The sequence below is a fragment of the Pseudomonadota bacterium genome (assembly GCA_013285465.1).
In the GTDB taxonomy this organism is placed as follows: Bacteria; Pseudomonadota; Alphaproteobacteria; order Micavibrionales; family CSBR16-224; genus CSBR16-224.
The window spans coordinates 609671-627974 of the sequence record CP053449.1 but is presented as its reverse complement, the minus strand read 5'-3'; the positions used below and the strand labels follow the sequence as shown (position 1 = coordinate 627974).

At 51.6% G+C, this 18304-nt stretch carries 17 protein-coding genes; 11 read left to right on the top strand and 6 right to left on the bottom strand.

Features of this window, described 5'->3' with window-relative positions; genetic code table 11:
- Positions 1-73: 73 nt before the first annotated feature.
- The 3 genes from fabF (at position 74) to HND56_03030 (ending at position 2943) form a co-directional block, all read left to right on the top strand.
- Complete coding sequence (fabF, locus tag HND56_03040; protein ID QKK04723.1) at positions 74-1348, top strand: beta-ketoacyl-ACP synthase II; 1275 nt, start codon at positions 74-76, stop codon at positions 1346-1348.
- Between the two features lie 40 nt (positions 1349-1388).
- On the top strand, positions 1389-2369 hold the full coding sequence (gene mltG / locus HND56_03035) for an endolytic transglycosylase MltG (protein ID QKK04722.1): 981 nt from the start codon (positions 1389-1391) through the stop codon (positions 2367-2369).
- A gap of 220 nt (positions 2370-2589) precedes the next feature.
- On the top strand, positions 2590-2943 hold the full coding sequence (locus HND56_03030; protein QKK04721.1) for a histone: 354 nt from the start codon (positions 2590-2592) through the stop codon (positions 2941-2943).
- A gap of 53 nt (positions 2944-2996) precedes the next feature.
- Here HND56_03030 and HND56_03025 read toward each other — a convergent pair whose 3' ends face one another.
- Both HND56_03025 and HND56_03020 read right to left on the bottom strand, forming a co-directional pair.
- A complete protein-coding gene (locus HND56_03025; protein ID QKK04720.1) occupies positions 2997-5273 on the bottom strand; it encodes a hypothetical protein in 2277 nt (758 codons plus the stop codon).
- Between the two features lie 23 nt (positions 5274-5296).
- On the bottom strand, positions 5297-6553 hold the full coding sequence (locus tag HND56_03020) for an aminotransferase class I/II-fold pyridoxal phosphate-dependent enzyme (GenBank protein ID QKK04719.1): 1257 nt from the start codon (positions 6551-6553) through the stop codon (positions 5297-5299).
- Positions 6554-6679: 126 nt separating this feature from the next.
- On the opposite strand from HND56_03020, the gene yaaA reads away from it, so the two are divergent.
- The 3 genes from yaaA to HND56_03005 all read left to right on the top strand — a co-directional run bounded on the left by yaaA (position 6680) and on the right by HND56_03005 (position 9855).
- Positions 6680-7450 (top strand): peroxide stress protein YaaA, encoded by a 771-nt coding sequence (gene yaaA, locus HND56_03015; protein ID QKK04718.1) that lies wholly within the window; start codon positions 6680-6682, stop codon positions 7448-7450.
- 78 nt (positions 7451-7528) lie between these two features.
- Complete coding sequence (locus tag HND56_03010; GenBank protein ID QKK04717.1) at positions 7529-8599, top strand: hypothetical protein; 1071 nt, start codon at positions 7529-7531, stop codon at positions 8597-8599.
- 65 nt (positions 8600-8664) lie between these two features.
- On the top strand, positions 8665-9855 hold the full coding sequence (locus HND56_03005) for a hypothetical protein (GenBank protein ID QKK04716.1): 1191 nt from the start codon (positions 8665-8667) through the stop codon (positions 9853-9855).
- A 44-nt stretch (positions 9856-9899) separates the two neighbouring features.
- Here HND56_03005 and HND56_03000 read toward each other — a convergent pair whose 3' ends face one another.
- Positions 9900-10823, bottom strand: coding sequence for an ROK family protein (locus tag HND56_03000; GenBank protein QKK06535.1), 924 nt, complete (start codon positions 10821-10823; stop codon positions 9900-9902).
- A gap of 153 nt (positions 10824-10976) precedes the next feature.
- Between HND56_03000 and HND56_02995 the strand changes: the two genes are divergently transcribed.
- A complete protein-coding gene (locus tag HND56_02995; GenBank protein ID QKK04715.1) occupies positions 10977-11771 on the top strand; it encodes an ankyrin repeat domain-containing protein in 795 nt (264 codons plus the stop codon).
- A gap of 55 nt (positions 11772-11826) precedes the next feature.
- Here the strand turns inward: HND56_02995 and rplS are convergent, their stop codons facing one another.
- Together rplS and trmD are read right to left on the bottom strand one after the other, a co-directional pair.
- On the bottom strand, positions 11827-12300 hold the full coding sequence (gene rplS / locus HND56_02990) for a 50S ribosomal protein L19 (GenBank protein ID QKK04714.1): 474 nt from the start codon (positions 12298-12300) through the stop codon (positions 11827-11829).
- Between the two features lie 184 nt (positions 12301-12484).
- Complete coding sequence (gene trmD / locus HND56_02985; GenBank protein ID QKK04713.1) at positions 12485-13201, bottom strand: tRNA (guanosine(37)-N1)-methyltransferase TrmD; 717 nt, start codon at positions 13199-13201, stop codon at positions 12485-12487.
- 109 nt (positions 13202-13310) lie between these two features.
- Here trmD and HND56_02980 point away from each other — a divergent pair, with 109 nt between their 5' ends.
- Entirely contained in the window at positions 13311-13739 is a 429-nt protein-coding gene (locus HND56_02980) for a hypothetical protein (protein ID QKK04712.1), read from the top strand.
- A gap of 6 nt (positions 13740-13745) precedes the next feature.
- On the opposite strand, the gene HND56_02975 is transcribed toward HND56_02980, so the two are convergent.
- Entirely contained in the window at positions 13746-15398 is a 1653-nt protein-coding gene (locus HND56_02975; GenBank protein ID QKK04711.1) for a DMT family transporter, read from the bottom strand.
- 128 nt (positions 15399-15526) lie between these two features.
- On the opposite strand from HND56_02975, the gene ispG reads away from it, so the two are divergent.
- From ispG to HND56_02960, 3 genes are all read left to right on the top strand, one after another.
- Positions 15527-16780, top strand: a complete 1254-nt coding sequence (gene ispG, locus HND56_02970) for a flavodoxin-dependent (E)-4-hydroxy-3-methylbut-2-enyl-diphosphate synthase (GenBank protein ID QKK04710.1) — start codon at positions 15527-15529, stop codon at positions 16778-16780.
- Between the two features lie 79 nt (positions 16781-16859).
- The gene (locus HND56_02965; GenBank protein QKK04709.1) at positions 16860-17561 is read left to right on the top strand and encodes a hypothetical protein; all 702 of its coding nucleotides are present in this window, start codon (positions 16860-16862) and stop codon (positions 17559-17561) included.
- Between the two features lie 89 nt (positions 17562-17650).
- On the top strand, positions 17651-18304 hold the full coding sequence (locus tag HND56_02960) for a hypothetical protein (protein ID QKK04708.1): 654 nt from the start codon (positions 17651-17653) through the stop codon (positions 18302-18304).

Sequence of the window (18304 nt, the reverse complement as noted above, 5' to 3'; positions counted from 1 at the left end):
CTTGTATAGCCGCATTTTTATGCGTACAGATTTTCGCCTCTAATAGATAAAAAATAAAGAAAGACGATATCCCATGAGACGCGTTGTTGTGACAGGACTTGGCATGGTCAGCCCGCTGGGCGTCGGTGTCGGGCATAACTGGCAGGAAATTTCGTCTGGCGTATCCGGCATCCGCAATATCAAAAGCTTTGACCCTTCCGATATGCCCTCGCAGGTCGCAGGGGAAGTGCCGCTGACATCATGGGAGGATGCTCCCGCGCAAGGCGCGTTAACGCTTGAGGATTACATTTCTTCAAAAGACCAGCGCAAAATGGATAAATTCATTCATTTCGCCCTGATCGCCGCGCAGGAAGCCGTGGAACACAGCGGCTGGGTTGCCGCGACGCCGGAACAGCAAAACCGCACCGGTGTGCTGATCGGATCGGGCATCGGCGGATTGATCAATATTCATGACAATTCCATCATTTTACAGGAAAAAGGCCCGCGCCGGATTTCCCCTTTCTTTATTCCCTCTTCCCTGATCAATCTGGCTTCGGGGCAGGTCTCGATCAAATACGGTTTTAAAGGCCCGAACCATTCCGTCGTCACGGCCTGTGCCACGGGCACGCATGCGATCGGTGATGCCGCGCGCCTGATTATGCTGGATGATGCCGATGTCATCGTTGCCGGCGGTGCCGAAGCCGCCATCAGCCGCATCGGTGTCGGCGGTTTTGCCGCCTGCCGTGCCTTATCCACCGGATATAATGACAGCCCGGAAAAAGCCACGCGTCCCTTTGATAAAGGTCGCGACGGTTTTGTGATTGCCGAAGGTGCAGGCGTTGTTGTGCTGGAAGAGCTGGAACATGCGAAAGCCCGCGGTGCGACAATTTACGGTGAAGTGATCGGTTACGGCATGTCCGGTGATGCGTATCATGTGACATCCCCCGCCGAAGACGGCGACGGCGGTTTCCGTTCCATGCAGAATGCTTTGCGCCGCGCCGGAATTTCCGCCGATGATGTCGATTATATCAATGCACATGGTACATCAACACCCCTGGGCGATGATATTGAACTGCGCGCCGTGAAAAGACTGTTCGGTGATGCCATCAAAAACATCGCCATGTCTTCGACAAAATCATCCATCGGCCATCTGCTGGGTGCTGCCGGTGCGGTTGAAGCCATCTACACGCTGAAAGCGATGGAAACCGGTATCGTTCCGCCGACGCTTAATCTGGATGATCCCTCGGATGCCTGCGAAGGTTTCAATCTGGTGCCGCATAAGGCACAGGAAAAACAGGTCAATGTTGCACTGTCGAATTCTTTCGGTTTCGGCGGCACCAATGCCTCACTTGTTTTCCGCAAAGTATAATATGCGGCATACCGCAGTGAAGAGGATATAACGCCTCCCGATGAAAGCTTTGTTCCACGCCCTGTTTTCGCTTTTTATTCTGGCTGTGATTGTCGCCGCAAGCGCCGGGCTGTGGAGCTATCACGAATTACACAAACCCGGCCCGCTTGACACAGATCGTGTCATACTCATTGCCCCCGGCGCGTCCGTTCCCGCCATCGCACGGCAGCTGAAAAATGACGGCATCATCCGTTACGACTGGGTGTTCCTGCTGGGAACGCGTATCAAAAAAGCCGATAAACAGCTGCGCGCAGGGGAATATGATATTCTCGCCCACAGCTCCGCTGCGGAAGTGATCGATGTTCTTGTCTCGGGCAAGATGCACCAGAACCGCCTGACCATTCCCGAAGGGCTGACCTCGTGGCAGATTATTGCCATGCTGAATGCGGATGAAACATTGACCGGCGAGATTGAAACAGTGCCGAAAGACGGCACACTCTTCCCTGAAACCTATTATTTCACGCGCGGCACCACGCGCAATGATCTGATCCGGCGCATGCAGATGCAAATGAGCAAAATGCTGGAAGAGGAATGGGAAAAACGCGAAGACGGCTTGCCTTACAAAACACTGGAGGAGGCCGTCATCATGGCCTCTATCGTTGAAAAAGAAACAGGTATCGCGGGTGAGCGTGCGCGCGTGGCCGGCGTATTTCTGAACCGCCTGAAACGCGGTATGCCGCTGCAAACCGACCCGACGGTGATTTATGCGCTGACCGACGGCGGCAAAAAACCGATGGACCGTCCGCTTTACAAAAAAGACCTGTCCCTTGCCCATCCTTACAACACGTATCAGATTGCCGGATTGCCGCCCGGACCGATCTGCCATCCGGGCTATGACAGCATTGTGGCGACATTGCATCCTGAAAAACACAATTACCTGTATTTTGTCGCCGATGGCAGCGGCGGCCATGCTTTTGCCGCAACGCTAAAAGAGCACAACCGCAACGTTTCCGCATGGCGCAAACACACGCGCGGAAAATAAGGAATCCCCCCATCCGGCGGCGCGGAATTATTCAGCGATATTATAAAGATAATACACTTTTAAGATGCCATATTGCTGCAAAATAAAAATGCAGAATGTTGCAGCACTGTTGCAGAAAAACCATATATCCGATTCGCAATTATGGTATAATAAAAGCTGTAGCCATGTGCGTTCTGCACCGCGGCTGCATCTTCAACGCAACATTCAGGGGAATATCTCTATGAGCACAAAAGCGACGACCAAGAAGGCGGCGACGCCTTCCAAACCCGCGACGGCAAAAAAGAAAGCTGCTCCGGCTAAGAAAACTGCTGCAAAGACGGCGACAAAAACTGCAAAAACAGCAGCCAAAACCGCCAAAGCCTCTACTGCCAAGAAGACAAGTGCCGCCAAAAAACCTGCCGTTAAAAAAGCGGCTGCAAAACCCGCGGCAAAGAAAACCGTTACCAAGAAACCTGTTGCCAAGAAAGCTGCGGCAAAAAAGCCTGCTGTTAAAAAAGCAGCCGCCAAACCCGCAGCAAAGAAAGTTGCGGCGAAAAAGCCTGCCGCCAAGAAACCGACCAAGACAAAAAAATAATTTTTGTGCACCCGCCCTGCCGCCTGTCGCGGCGGGGCGCGGCGCCGCTGCTTTTAGCGGCGCAATCCTCCCAGATAATCGACGACTTTCTGCCCCTGCCCGTAAATAATCGGCTGCATACGCACAATCGTATCCAGACCGACGGCAATCGGTTTCGAACGCTCTGCCACCCGCTGATAATAGAGTTTATAAGTCTCGTTTTCGGTATAGACATTGTGGCTGAAAACCACCAGCAAGGAAAACAGCAGCGCGAAAATCCCCCATGCCAGCGTATAAAAACCCGTCTCCGCCCGCCGGAATTTCTCCGCTGCACCGCCAAGCGCAAAATAGGAAAATTTAAACAAATAGGACAGCAGAAAGATTATATTTTTTCCGATCGTCAAAATCGCGATAAACAGCGACAATCCCAGTGCAATTGACGGAATAAACATGGCGCGCACATAATCCTTGCCCTGATTGGCAAGACGTTGTCCGTTTGCGTATTCCGGTCCTTCTTTTTTGATTTCATCAAAATATTTAATCGCCTCCGAACGGTATTCCGGGATGATGTATTTTTGTACAAATTGCTCGCGGTTCAGAGCTTCAACCTCCGGCGGCGGCGGGATGCTTTCCGCCTGTTTACGCAATTTAATCATCGCCGGCTTTTCATCCAGCACGGCAAAAAACTCTTCCCAGCTTAAGCCCGGCGGCACGTAAAACCCAAGACTTCCGGCAACCAGTGCCGCCCATTTCTGATCGGCACGTTCCTGCATTTTCCGCATGATATAATTCTCGATATCCTGCTGCGAGAGGAACACCGGTATTTTCTCATTCCGCAGACTGATATTCTGCTTTTCCAGCTCCGCCGCAAAGGCTTCCCTGATGGCGGTATCAGTATTTTCTTTTATTTTCTCATGCGCCAAAAACGCCGCGCGCGTGTCCAGATCAGGCGGCAGACCGCTGGATGCAATAAATTCCGGATCTTTTTTGTGGTGAAGATAATCCGCAATCTCTTTTTCCGTCAACGCGCAGGGATGCTCCATCAGATCGCCGCCGCACGCCTTCTCCAGCTCTTTCGCATAGGCCCCGTATTCCACATAGAGCAAATTATAGGCCTGCCGCGTTTCACGCTCACAATGCGCTTCGAAACAGCGCGACAGATTATAAACGCGCATCAGCTTTGCCTTGATGTCCCGCGCGATTCCGTCCAGCGACGTATTGTAATTAACAGCGGCACGCCGGTATTGATCCCAGCCTTCATTTTTCTTTTTCTCAATTCTTTCCCAGGCATCTGCGGCGATTTCCTGCGCCTTGCGGTGGTCAAGCGCACGGTAATAACGTGAAGACGCTTCGGTATACTGGCTGTAAAGCGTCTGCATAAAACGGGTTTTACGCTTGGCATACTGCCCCATCACATTTTCGTATTGCATCTGTACCGCCTTATTCGCGTCTTCGATTTTGTACAGATAACGCGTATAGGCCTCATCCACGCCGAACCATGTGTTTTTCATCACCATGTTCCACAGCACGGTTTCTTTCTGTGCCTCCAGTTCCGCCAGCACCTCCTTATAGGCAAAGGCCATATAGGTCGCGAAAACCGCATTCAAACTGCGCAGATCATCATTCTTGATCGCAACATGACACAAATCCAGCGTGCCGAGTTTAATCATACATTCCTCGGCGCTGCTGCGCGCCATCAGCATATGACGTGCAACCAGCCTTTGTTCCCATGATGTCGGGGAAACAACGTAACGTTCCACCAGCAATTTCTGCCCTGAAAACATGGCCGGAAAGGCCATCATCACAATGCCGAAAATCGTAAAAACGGCATTACTGCCGCGCGTTGCAAGGAATATGACACAGCCGCCCATCGTGACAAAAGACCAGTGCATTTCCTGATTCACGGAGGCATCATGGATGCCGCGTCCCGTTATTGTTCCGAAAATAATATCGCCGTAAGTCAGAAATAACGGAAAGGAACACAGAAAGACCGTTGCCCATGCCACGCGCCAATCGGTCGGTGTTTTCAGGACAAAGCCGTTTTTTGCAAACAGGCCCAGCACCAGCAGCGTAAAACCGAAAGCCGATGTCATCCGTCCGAAAAACTGGATGTCATCAATTTCCCGCGGGGTCGTCATGCTGGTTCCCGCAGCATCCAGCATCAACAGGTTAAAGACCAGCTCGGCATAAAGATAAAGAAGACTAAGGATAAACAGCGCAAAACGCGGGCTGATTTTCAGGTTTTCAAGATTGATGCGCAGCACCTTCTCACCTGTTTTCTTTGCCCTTTGGCTTGCGAGCCCGGCTTTTGCAACAGGGCTTTTTGTTTTGCTTGTTTTGTGCTTTTCCATACGGGTGTGCGGAATCCGCCTTCCTATTTCAGCCCTTCCAGCCATGTCTTGATCGCAGCAAGTCCCTGACAGGTTTTACCGCAATATTTTTGTAAGAATGCCTCATCGACATTTTCCGTCTTCGCCGCGTCCAGCGCTGCGCGTCCGTCAAAATCAACAAAGGCCAGCCGCGCCGACAGATAATCCGGCGCCATACCGAATGCCTGACCGGCCAAAAGCGCCACACCTGTTTCCTGTAGCAGGGCTTCACACAAGCCGTAGGAATCCTTAATCCCGCGCTTGGCAAAAACATCCTGCATCGGCATAAAATCGACAAAGCAGTAAAAGCCGCCTTCCGGTTTGGTGCAGCCGATCCCGGCAGATGTCAGCACCTCGTAACTATGTGTCCCGATTGCTTTCAGAATATTGCGGCGGCGGGTCAGCGCATCCTGCATTTCGGGGCTGTCCTGATAAGCGGTCAGCGCCGCCATCTGTATAGGCGTCGGCGCACAAGAGACGATTTCGGACAAAATCCCCAGCATCGCATCCCGCAAATCAGACAAAGCTTCCGGTACAACTGCCGTCCCCAGACGCCAGCCGCCTGCGCCGCCCCATTTTGACAGACCGGATGTGACGACGGTTTTTTCAGGATAAAAACGCGCCATGCTTAAATGGGCGTTCTCAAAATGCAAGCGCCCATAGATTTCATCCGAAATAACCAGCATATCGTTTTTCCGTGCAACTTCCGCCAGCGCTTGCAGCTCGTCCGCCGCATAGCAAATACCGTCAGGATTTCCCGGCGCATTGAAAATCAGGATTTTATCACGCCCTGCGCTGCATTGATCTGCTGCTTGTTGCAAATCATCAGGCGTAATCCGCCAGTCTTTCCCTGCCATACGCGGCAGGGGGACAATCTCATGACCGATCAATTCAGCCTGCGGCCCGTAGGACACCCATGCAGGGGCGGGAATAATCACCGCCGCATTTTGAAAAGCTGCCATCGCGGCATAAAGCAGCGCCTTGGACCCCGCGCTGATCAGGATATTTTTATCCGTGCAGTCAATGTCGTCGAATTGCTTGTGATGCGCGGCAACCGCCTGCCTTAATGCCGGAATACCCGCAACAGGCGTGTAGTCATGGCGGTGGGCATTGGCGCGTAATGCTTCAATCACCACCGCCGGCGGCGGAAAAGGTGACTGGCCAAAACCGAATTTAATCACAGGCTGGCCTGCGGTTTCACGCAAGGAAGCCATATTATGCATGACAAGTGTCGGGGATTCCGGTGTGGGGTGAAGCTTCATAGCATGGTATTCCTTTCACAGGACAGACAAAAAACATCGACTCTTATCATGCCTTTTGGCATGATTGGGGGCAATCATTATCCGCCCCGCAAGCGCCAAAAACCGCATTTAAGGAGACAACAGATCATGCTTGTTTTAATTTCGCCCGCAAAAAAACTTGATTTTGACAGCGCCGCCCCTTGCAAAGACTTTACCGAACCGCGCTTTCAAAAACAAACCGGTGAGCTGGTTGCGCTGGCCAAGAAACTAAGCCGCGCCGATCTGAAACGCCTGATGAAATTATCAGACAAACTGGCGGAGCTGAATTATGTGCGTTACCAGAACTTTCAGCCGCGCTTTACGCCCGAGAACGCCAAACAGGCCGCTTATGCTTTTCGCGGTGATACTTATGTCGGGCTGGATGCGGATACGCTGTCCGGTGATGATTTAAAATATGCGCAGGAGCATTTAAGAATTTTATCCGGTCTTTACGGGCTGCTGCGCCCGCTGGATCTGATGCAGCCCTACCGTCTTGAGATGGGCACGAAATTCGCCAATCCGAAAGGCGAGGATCTGTATGATTTCTGGCAGGATGCCCTGACCAAAGCCGTTAATGACGATGTCAGCGCACAGCAGGGCAAGGCCGTCATAAATCTTGCCTCAAACGAATATATCAAAGCCATCAAACCGGCGGCGCTGGGCGCGGATTTTATCACCCCGCATTTCAAGGAAATCAAAAACGGCGCGCCGAAGGTAATCGGATTATTTGCCAAACGCGCACGCGGTGCGATGGCGCGTTACATTATCCAAAACCGCATCGACACACCAGAGCAGCTGAAGAACTTTTCCGATGGCGGCTATCAATACCGGCCGGAGCTGTCCACGGATAGCGATTTTGTCTTTACCCGCCCCGGCTGAGGCGGTTTCCATTTGTCTTTTTGACGCGTATGTTGTATATTATGTAATATATAATCATGTGTAAAAAGAAGACCCGGTATGGCCGAAGATCATAACGACATAAGAACAGGCGAAGACGGCTTCAGCTATGGCTGGTGCTATACCGACCGCAAAGACGGCAAGGAAATCCGCCGCTGGTACCGCAAGACGGACTATATGAAGGACGAGCCTTATGCCGAAAAAACCCGTGACATGCTGGACAAGCTCGGCCTGCCGCAACCTGATGACAGCGAAATTTTCCGCGGTTCCCACCATGATCTGCTGTTTCTGGACAGCCACGGCGTTGTCTTGCGCATCGGTCCGACTGATGTCACCGATCTAATCAATCCCGGTATTCTGCAGCCGCTGGGCTGGCTGGAAGACCCCGCCCTGACCATCAATCGCGGCGGCAAGGATGTTCCTTTTACCATTGCCATCTATCCGGGGATCGAGCTTTACGAAAATTATCTGAAAGAAGAGAATCGTCCGGAACTGGCCGGCGCGCTGCGCGATATCCTGATTGAAACGGGACAAGGAACCGGCGACATCAACCGCAAAGGCAATACCGGCATTATCAATATTACAGATGAGGACGGCAAAACAGTCGTTGTCGAAATCCTGCTGGACCCGGATGATAAATATAATTCTTCCGACCCGCAGAAAATCAGAAGCAAAAAGGAAAAATTCGCTGCGGCTTTGAAAAAAACAGCGGATAAAAGCGCCGCCCTTGCCATCACCCTCAGCGATGCTTTTCGCAGTGCCAAGAATGCCAAGCCGTTTCAAAAAGCCTTTCAGAAACATCAGCCGCTGCGCAACCTGTTTTGGCGCGCCTTCAAAGACGGGACGCAGCCTGATGAACAAGCCCGCACGGATTTCTGGGCAGAATGTGCCGCCGTCACCAAAGCACCGAAGAAACTGGCGCTGAGCCACTGGACATCCGTCATTACGGAGGACGGCAAACTGACCGTCACCCGTACCGAACTTACCGTCGATAACGTCAAATTGAACACGCCCTGGACAAGCAAAATTTCGCAAGGGCTGAAATCAAAGCTGCGCAACGGCGCACTCTCCTTTCTGCATAAATCCGTCAACAAAGCCGCCAAGGTAAAGAAGAAAAAGCCCCGCCGTTAAGTTTTTCTTATTTTCTTTTATGTAATATAGGGAAACGAAAAACAGTTGTAACAGGGGTGTTACCTATGGCCGATGAGGGGCAAAACGACACAGCACAAGAACAGGCGACAGTGCCGGATTCCGCACCAAAAGCCGCAACCGGCTTCACATACGGCAAATGCCGCACCGATCATAAATCCGGCGAATATATCCGCAAAGACTACCGCAGCACCGATTATATGAAAGACGAGCCTTATGCATCCCGCGTCAAAGAGGTGCTGGAAAGGATGGGGCTGCCCTATCCGAAAGATGAGGAAATTTTCCGCGGTACGCATCACGATATGCTATTCCTCGACAGTCACGGCGTCGTTATCCGTATCGGACATACCGATATCGAGGATTTGATGAATCCGGGAATTTTGCAGCCTCTTGGCTGGATTGACGATAAAGCGCACCCGCTGGAAGAAAAGAGCGAGCTCCCCTTCACGATTGCCGTCTATCCCGGAATTGAACTTTACAAACATTATATTGAAGATGACAACCGTCCCGAACTTGTCGGCGATTTGGAAAAATTATTCTCTGAAACAGGACAAGGATCAAATGATCTGAGCGGCAACAATACCGGTGTAATCCGTATGCTGGATGACAGCGGCAAGGAAATCGGCCTCAAGATACTGCTGGATTCCGACAACCGTTACAATGCCTCATGGGGTGACAAAAAAAAGGAAAAAAGCAGCCGCTTTGCTGCGGCAAAATTAAGCGGCAGCCATAAAGGGGAAGCAATGGAGGTGACACTGGGCAGCGTCTTTGAAGCCGCGCAAGGCGTTACGCTCTACCAGCGCGCCTTCCAACTGCACCAGCCCCTCCGCAACTGGTTCTGGCGCGCCTTCAAGGATGAAGATAACCCCAGCAGCGCACCGGATATAGAGGCACGCACGATATTCTGGGATGAATGCGCAGCGGTCACGAACCGCCCGAAAAATATCGAGATGCATGACACCGCCACCTACCGCATGAGTGACGGCAAAGTTGTTCGCAGCCAACAGAAGAAAACCGTCGAGGTTGTTTTATACCGCCCCTGGACGGGACAGGACGAAGACAATGTCGCGAAAGTACGCGCAACACTGGTTGCGAATAATCTTCTGAAACCGGCCATAAAGCAGATGTTGCAGGGAGAGCTTTTCACGGAAGGCGGCAATGCGGTTAATCCGGTCAATCCGGAACCGCCACACCGTAAGCATTTCTTTGCCTCCGCTTTCAGGCGGATGTTCCGTTAGGCTTGGCAATGTTTATATGTTTTTACAATTCTCTTCAAAAGAATTTATTTCCAGCCTTTATCTTCCGCAAACAGCCATGCCGCGCCGCGCACACCGCTTGAATCGCCGTGCTGGTTACGCAAAATCGGTGTCATGACTTCTTTGCCGAAAACATAATCTGGCAGCTGCTGCGGGACAAGATCATAAATTTCGTCAATATTGCTCATACCGCCGCCCAGCACGATCGCATCGGGATCCAGCAGATTGATGACGGTTGCCAAGGCGCGGGACAGGCGGTTGATGTAACGGTCAAAGCAATCCTTGGCTGCGGATTCACCGTTATGCATGCGTTTGATGATTTCCGCCCCTGTCGTCACGACCTTGCCTTTGGTGTTTTTGATGGCGTAATCCAGCGCAAAGCCGGTACCTGAGAGATACAGTTCCTGACAACCCACCTGACCGCACCAGCATTTATGCCCCGGATATTCTTCCTTTGTCATCCAGGGCAACGGATTATGCCCCCATTCGCCGCAGACGAAATTCTTGCCGGCCCATGCCTTGTTGCTAAAAGCGAGACCGCCGCCGCAACCTGTCCCCAGAATAGCGCCGAACACCACGGAATATCCTGCCGCCGCACCGTCAATCGCCTCGGACAAAGCAAGACAATTGGCGTCATTAGCACAGCGTACTTCACGCTGCAGCAGCTCTCCCAGAGAATCCTCAAGCGAATTGCCGTTCAATACCTGCAGATTGGCGTTTTTGACCTTGCGGGTCAGCGGTGAAATCGCGCCGGGGATACCGATACCGACCGTACCGGTTTTTTTCAGATAGTTTTCCGCCTCGATCACCAGATCGGCGATCGTGCGGATGACGGTATCATAGCTCTTTTTCGGCGTTTGTACGCGTTTGCGGTACAGCTCTTCATTATTCTTACGGTCAAGCGCGACGATTTCCGTTTTTGTGCCGCCAAGATCAATGCCGATATACATGCTTTGTCCCATCCCTCTTTACCTCTGCGCGTCGGTGAAATTGCGCCTATTCTATGAAGAAGCGCCCCTTGTGGCAAGGGCTAAATATTTGACTATATCACTTTATTATGTTATATATTTTTCGTTTACATGATGGATTAAAGGTGAAAACAAATGCCCGGATCCGGCGGTGGATTAGAAAATTCCAACATAAACAGCGAAGCTGTTGAAAACACGCTCAGTATTGAAGATCAGTTCTGGAATGCGCTACGCGGCGATGAGGAATTTGACGCGCAAAAATGGCAGGAGCTGGGCATTGACCTGAATATCCGCAACAGCGACGGCTATCCGGCGATTGTTGTCGCGCAGAAAAACAGCAAAATAGAAAATGTCAAAAAACTCATTCTGACCGGTGCGGATGCCAAGCTGACGGGCGATGACCAATACACACTGCTGATGCGCGCCGCATCCCGCGGTGACATGGATTTCATCACATGGCTGCTGGATAATACCGATATCGACATCAATGCGCAGGATAAAGACGGCGATACCGCCGTCAATGAAGCGGTGTACCATCAAAAGCCGAAAACGGCCGCCCTGCTGCTGGATCGCGATGCCGACCCCTATATCCTGAATTACAAGAAAGAAAGCCTGTGGGACTGGGCAAGGAAAACCGAGAATCAGGAACTAATGGGGCTGGTCTATAAGCGGATGTATCCGGTATATGAGAATTTCACCCGGACCGGGCATAACAGCGTCACGACCAGCGAAAAAACACCCGAAGGCGCAGTCCTGTCCCAGACCTTTAATTTTACATCACGTATGGTCAGCACGGTTGTCTCCGGCTCGAACGGACCGCTGAGCGCAGAGCAGAGCCGCTTTTCCGCCATGCCCCAGCGCACAATTGCCGCCGCAGGCAACGCCATGCGCATCCTGCACAGCCGCCGCCAATCACAACACGGTAAATAAAAAAAGAGCCGGAACATATGTCCGGCTCTCTTTAAATCTTTTCACCGTCAGGCTTTCAGCCGGCAGCAACTTTCTTGGCTTTTGCCGCTTTTTCTTCAGCCTTTTTGACTTTGGCCGCAGTTTTCGACTTAACATTTTCAACTTTGCTGTCTTTGGTATCAAGACCGTGACCTGTCGTGCGCTCGGAAATACGCGCGGATTTACCGCGGCGGCTGCGCAGATAGTACAGTTTCGCACGGCGGACATCACCGCGGCGCACCAGAACAATCGATTCGATACGCGGGCTAAAAAGCGGGAAGACACGTTCCACACCTTCACCATAGCTGATTTTGCGGACTGTGAAGGACTGGTTCAACCCACCGCCGCTACGGGCGATGCAGACACCTTCATAGGCCTGAATACGTTCGCGCGCGCCTTCGATAACGCGGACATTGACACGGATCGTGTCACCGGCGCTGAAATCGGGGATTTCTTTTTCCGCCGTCAGCTTTGCAATTTGTTCCTGCTCAAATTTTTCAATCTCATTCATCTTAAATAATCCTTTCACCATTCCTGTTTTCGGAACCCGTTATCACCGTATTTATTTTCGCGCGGTGGCGGTTCTCTTTATTCGTTGATTGGCGGATATGGTTTTCATATCAAAATACGACCCTTATAGGGCCGACACGCACACAGAACAGGTTTTTAACGAAAAACGGGCAAAAATACAAGCATTATTTTGATTTCGCCGCTTTTTTTTGCGTATAAGCCTCCCAAAGATCAGGACGCCTTTCCGCCGTTAGGGACTCCGCCTGCTCATGCCGCCATGCCGCGATTTTCGCATGATGCCCCGATGTCAGGATGTCCGGCACCGGATAACTGCTGCCATCAGGCGCTTCCCACAGTGCCGGGCGGGTATAATGCGGATATTCCAGCAGCCCGTTTTCAAAGCTTTCCTCATCCGGCGTTTCGGCATTACCCATCACACCGTCCAGCAGGCGCACACAGGCATCTATCAGTACCATTGCCCCCAGCTCTCCGCCTGACAGCACATAATCACCGATCGAGACTTCTTCCATATCGTAATAATCAATGACGCGCTGATCCAGCCCTTCATAACGGCCGCACAGCAATGTCAGATGCTCTTCCGCCGCAAATTCCTTGACCATCTCCTGCGTCAACGGCTTTCCACGCGGCGACAAAAACACCATCCGTCCGCGCGGTACAGCACTTTCCACGGCACGGCTGACAATATCAGGCTTCATCACCATCCCTGCGCCGCCGCCAAAGGGCGTGTCATCAACCGTTTTGTGGACATCTTCGGCAAAGCCGCGAATATCCACAGCCTCCAGTGACCAAACTCCCTTTTCCAGAGCCTTTCCCGACAGGCTGCCCGCCAGCGGACCGGGGAACATATCGGGGAATAATGTCAAAACGCGTATGGACAGCATCAAAAATAATCCTTTTCCGTGAACGGATTCATAGCTATTCTTAAATGATATATAGACAGATTACCCCTGTTTTACAAAAGTTTTTACTGGAATGAAGCGGAATTCATATATGTCGAGCGCCTCACAAAAATTTTCATTTAAAAAATTAACCGGGAATTTTATCAAAGCAGCTTTTGTCGCCGCCATCGGCGGAGCAATTAGTGCCGCCGTACTCATTCTGGGCAACTCCTTCCAGAACTCTCTGGAAATTTTCCAGCATCATTTCTTATGGATTGCCGTCGTCAGCACGGTGCTGGCCTATACCGGCACCTATTTCGTCATGGCGATGGCAGATAAAGACCGCAGTGCAAAAGCCAATAAATTTCACATCACATTCTGGTCTATCGGGTTTTTACTCTCTTTTGTCGCCACATGTTACGGCTATTATGATTATTACAAATCCCCCTATCGCGGCGGCTCAGAATGGAACGCTTCACGCGGAAAAATGGGGCAAGCCGACAATTTCTGCGATCCCAAGAAGTGCCTGAAATACCGGTAAGCCTTTTTAAAAGCCATAATGCTTATACCAAAGCAATCCGGTAAAGGCCGTCAGTAGCATAAAAATCAAAATGGATGAAAGAATGATGTCACTGCTGTTATCGCGCGTGACCTCATCCGCCAATACACGCTCGCCGTTTTCCTTGAACTCCAGATGAAAGCTTTTGCGGGAATTGCTGAGATCAACAATCGTGAAAAAGATAAAGACCACAGAAGCCGTCATGCCGATGCAAAAAGCGTCAGCAACAAAATCACCGATACGGAAAACGATGGTCACACCGACCGTCATAAAGGCGATCAGTGCCGTTACAAACAAATCCCCGAAATTCGTATTCTGGGTTTTTGACAGCGCCAGACGGTCAATATCTTCCGCAACATCTGCAAGATTTTTATACTTAATCGCGATGATTTTTTTATACAGCGCGTTGATTTTCTCAACATTATTGGTACGCAGCATTTGCGTCACATTTTCCACCACGATCTTCCGGTGTGCCTTGGTCATATTTTTGCTCTGGAATATTCTGTGCAAAATACTGATGGCCAGATTTTCTTCCGTCACATCACGGCGGATCAGGCGGTCCATCGTAAAGGCGACCAGAATGACAAAAAAGACAATCGGCACGCCAATCGCCTCGTAATAATCATCCAGCCCCGGAATACCGTCGGTAAAATAGCAAAAAATCCCCACTGCCAGCAGACTGACCAATGTCGTCATATAGGCGCATTTGCTATCCGCTTTGGTCGAGATCAGCAGATTGGAACTGATCACCAGAATGGCACCGATAATGATGTAATCGGTGACGGCGGATGTGCCCGTCCACCAGAACCAGACGGCGGAAAAAACCGGTACAAAATACCACAGAACCGTAATATTCGACCGTGTCGCCCGCAGCAGCGACCATGTATAAAACAGCGCGCCCATCGTCAGAATAAAGATACCGACCACCGCCAGCGCAAAAATATTCTGCGCCGTATAAACACTTTCCTGCCCCGGCCAGAACAGCGCAAATGCTCCTGTAATCGGCAGAAAATACCAGCCCATTGCCACCTGCATCGACAGCAGTGAAATAACCGGATGCCCTTTCACTTCGATATTCTGCGCCACGCTTGCCTTGAAAGCCGACGCTGCCGCCATCAGAAAACCGCCGAACACAGGCAAAAGAATAGCACCGTAATGCAGCATCGTGACATTATCGCCGATAAAAAAACTGTTACTCACCTCGGGACAGAGGATAAAAACCACACCGGCAAGCGCGATAATTGCGAACATATAATCACGCGCCGGAATCACCTCCCATGATTTTTTCATCAAGACCGGTGTCAGATACATGGCAAAAATCGGCCATGTTTCAAAGGCGATTGTCGCACCGGATTTCGTGATATAGGCAAAAGACCCCAAAAGGCAAAGCTGCGAGCCCAGAAACGCGATCACATTGTATAAAAGCCGCAATTTATCTTTACGCTCATAGGCGAAAAACCTCTTATACGGCACACTGCTTGCGCCGGGGGTCAATTGCAGCAACAACCATGCCGAACCGATACTGAAAACCTGCGAAAAGAAAATAAACTCCCAAATCGCAATCTGCTCCACCCCCCATGCGGCAATAACGGGATAGATGCTCCATGCCAGCACCGACATCATCATCAAGATTACAGCCATTTTCCGGTATCTCCCTTAAGCAAAGATGTGCTTCGCAAGCCCTGATTTTAATTTACATTTCAGATGCGGCATTGTATCAATAGGCTTATCGAAAATCGATTTTTGAACAAAAAACGGAACGCTCTCTCATGGTCGCGCTGCAAGATATTATACGGCATAAAACAAAAGCTGTCACCGTCGGCAATGTCATGGTGGGCGGCGATGCTCCCGTTATTGTGCAAAGCATGACCAATACCGATACCGAAGATGCACAAGCGACTGCCGCACAGGTAAAAGAGCTTGCCCGCGCCGGGTCGGAAATCGTCCGCATTACCGTCAATACCGAAGCCGCCGCCGCTGCCGTGCCCGTCATCAAAGACCTGCTGCTGAAAGACGGTATTGATGTGCCGCTGGTCGGCTGTTTTCATTACAACGGCCACAAGCTGCTGAGCGAATATCCCGCCTGTGCCGAAGCGCTGGATAAATACCGCATCAATCCCGGCAATGTCGGTTTCGGCAAAAAACGCGACGGCCAGTTTGAAATGATGATCGAAGCCGCCGTCCGCCATAACCGCCCCGTGCGCATCGGCGTCAATTGGGGCAGCCTTGACCAGAAAATGCTGGCGGCATTAATGGATGAAAACGGACAATCCGCCGATCCGAAATCCGCTGATGAAGTGATGCGTGAAGCGCTGGTGCGCTCCGCCCTTGACAGCGCGGCGCAGGCCGAAGAAATCGGGCTTAAACGTGAACAGATTATCCTGTCGGCAAAAGTCAGCCGCGTGCAGGATCTGATTACCGTATACCGCGCTCTGGCGGAACGCAGCGATTACGCCCTGCATCTTGGGCTGACCGAGGCAGGCATGGGGCGCAAAGGTCTGATTGCCTCCGCCACCGCCATGTCGGTGTTATTGCAGGAAGGCATCGGTGATACCATCCGCGTTTCCCTGACGCCGCGCCCCGGCGAGTCACGCACGGAAGAGGTTCTGGCCTGTCAGGATATTCTGCAAAGCATGGGGCTGCGCTTTTTCGCGCCGCAAATCAGCGCCTGCCCCGGATGCGGACGCACGACCAGCACCGTCTTTCAGGAACTGGCCGGTGAAATCGAAGATTACATCCGCGCAGAAATGCCGATGTGGAAAACCGCCTATCCCGGCGTTGCGAATTTAAGCATCGCGGTCATGGGCTGCATCGTCAACGGGCCGGGCGAAAGCAAACATGCCGATATCGGCATCAGCCTGCCCGGAACGGGAGAAGCGCCGGTTGCGCCGGTCTTTATCGACGGCAAAAAGGCGCATACGCTGCGTGGCGACAATATCGCAGAAGAGTTTCAGGCTATTCTGCATGACTATATTCGCACCCGCTTCGGCCGCCCTGACAGCAAAAGCAAAACCGGCACCTAAAATCAATATCACATTGACATAGCGACATATTCCCCTTATCCTCATTTGGTTCATAATGCTTATACAGGGGAGCTTTCTGATGGAATTGCACATCACCAAAATCGTCACAGAGAAAAGCAAGTGGGAAAACCGCAGCACATGCTCTGTCGAAGGCATCATTGACGGCGCGGAAGTAAGCTTTGAATATGATGACAGCGGCCCGGAAAACGCCTATGACGCAGAGCTCAGCTATTTCTATTATGAAGGCGGCGATGCCGATGATGACGATATTATCGAAGAAGCCTTAACAGACTGGATCGGCGGCGACGAGCGCAAGGTTATGTCCCTGCAAGTCGGCGATGTTATCACGCTGGAGCCGGAAAAAACAAAAGCCTATCAGAAAGCACCGCGCAATATGAGCGATGCCAAGCTCGTAAACAAACTGCGCACGGATGCCGAAGCCTATATGGACTTCTGGGCAGATGCCGATGCTTACCGCATGTCCTCCTATTTCGGAGGGCGCGAGCGCGAAATCACCAAAATTCTGGACGAAGCGAAAAAACGCATCGACAAAGACGGCGCAGACAGCCATCCGCAATTGAAAGATGTCGCCGCATTTCTGAATGACTGTCCGAAAAGCACATGGACGGAATATCATGCCGCCCGCCAGCTCGCCGCCCTGCCTGAACAAAAGGATACGGGCAACAAAACACCGGCCAATGACGACCCGTCTCATCAGGCGCAGCAAGGCGCGTTGCGCAACTATATCAAAAACCGCAAGCCGGGCCGCCCCTCCCCCTGATTTACAGCTTTGGTTTTTCCTCCGATTTGACAGAGTGTCCTCTGCCGTGATAGAAATGCTCCCCCTTTAGCAATTTCGAGACGGACACAATGAAACTGACCCTGACAGAGATCAACACCCAACCCTGCGAATTCGAGCAACGCTTCGCGTGGAGTTTTCAAGGTGTCGTCGGCGGGCATGATATCAGTTTTAATTTTTTCGACAGCGGCAATAACGCCGCTTATATGTCACTCGTCACCGCTTTTGACTATACCGGCCCGCTGGAAGACCGCGCCATGCTGGAAGAGGCGATCGAAGAATGGTTCTATGAGAATGAACACAAAACCGATCTGCTACGCAGCGGTGACATGATCAAACTGGATATCAAATCCACATCAGCTTACCACCGGTCTCCACGTGCAATGAGCGATCATGACCTTGTCACAAAGCTGCGCGAAAATGCCCGTGACTGCCTGGAGACAGCCAATGACAATGACGCATTCCGCAATGAACGGCACTATGCGGAGAAAAAATCCGCCCTGCCGCCGCTGCTGCGCGAAGCCAGAACACGCATCGAAAAGCGCGGATTAAGCGCACATTTCCGCCTGCAAAATCTGGCACCTTTCTTAAGACAGGTTGATGAGAACAGCTGGACGGAAGAAGATGCCATCGGGCATCTGGCACAGATCAAAAATGCCGATATGCCTGCCGCCACGATGCGGCAAAGCGCCTTGCGCAACTATCTGCGCCGCAACAAATCTTAA

Coding starts and splice junctions, on each gene's coding strand:
- fabF (QKK04723.1), top strand. CDS start 74: ATGAGACGCGTTGTTGTGACAGGACTTGGCATGGTCAGCCCGCTGGGC.
- mltG (QKK04722.1), top strand. CDS start 1,389: ATGAAAGCTTTGTTCCACGCCCTGTTTTCGCTTTTTATTCTGGCTGTG.
- HND56_03030 (QKK04721.1), top strand. CDS start 2,590: ATGAGCACAAAAGCGACGACCAAGAAGGCGGCGACGCCTTCCAAACCC.
- HND56_03025 (QKK04720.1), bottom strand. CDS start 5,273: ATGGAAAAGCACAAAACAAGCAAAACAAAAAGCCCTGTTGCAAAAGCC.
- HND56_03020 (QKK04719.1), bottom strand. CDS start 6,553: ATGAAGCTTCACCCCACACCGGAATCCCCGACACTTGTCATGCATAAT.
- yaaA (QKK04718.1), top strand. CDS start 6,680: ATGCTTGTTTTAATTTCGCCCGCAAAAAAACTTGATTTTGACAGCGCC.
- HND56_03010 (QKK04717.1), top strand. CDS start 7,529: ATGGCCGAAGATCATAACGACATAAGAACAGGCGAAGACGGCTTCAGC.
- HND56_03005 (QKK04716.1), top strand. CDS start 8,665: ATGGCCGATGAGGGGCAAAACGACACAGCACAAGAACAGGCGACAGTG.
- HND56_03000 (QKK06535.1), bottom strand. CDS start 10,823: ATGTATATCGGCATTGATCTTGGCGGCACAAAAACGGAAATCGTCGCG.
- HND56_02995 (QKK04715.1), top strand. CDS start 10,977: ATGCCCGGATCCGGCGGTGGATTAGAAAATTCCAACATAAACAGCGAA.
- rplS (QKK04714.1), bottom strand. CDS start 12,300: ATGAATGAGATTGAAAAATTTGAGCAGGAACAAATTGCAAAGCTGACG.
- trmD (QKK04713.1), bottom strand. CDS start 13,201: ATGCTGTCCATACGCGTTTTGACATTATTCCCCGATATGTTCCCCGGT.
- HND56_02980 (QKK04712.1), top strand. CDS start 13,311: ATGTCGAGCGCCTCACAAAAATTTTCATTTAAAAAATTAACCGGGAAT.
- HND56_02975 (QKK04711.1), bottom strand. CDS start 15,398: ATGGCTGTAATCTTGATGATGATGTCGGTGCTGGCATGGAGCATCTAT.
- ispG (QKK04710.1), top strand. CDS start 15,527: ATGGTCGCGCTGCAAGATATTATACGGCATAAAACAAAAGCTGTCACC.
- HND56_02965 (QKK04709.1), top strand. CDS start 16,860: ATGGAATTGCACATCACCAAAATCGTCACAGAGAAAAGCAAGTGGGAA.
- HND56_02960 (QKK04708.1), top strand. CDS start 17,651: ATGAAACTGACCCTGACAGAGATCAACACCCAACCCTGCGAATTCGAG.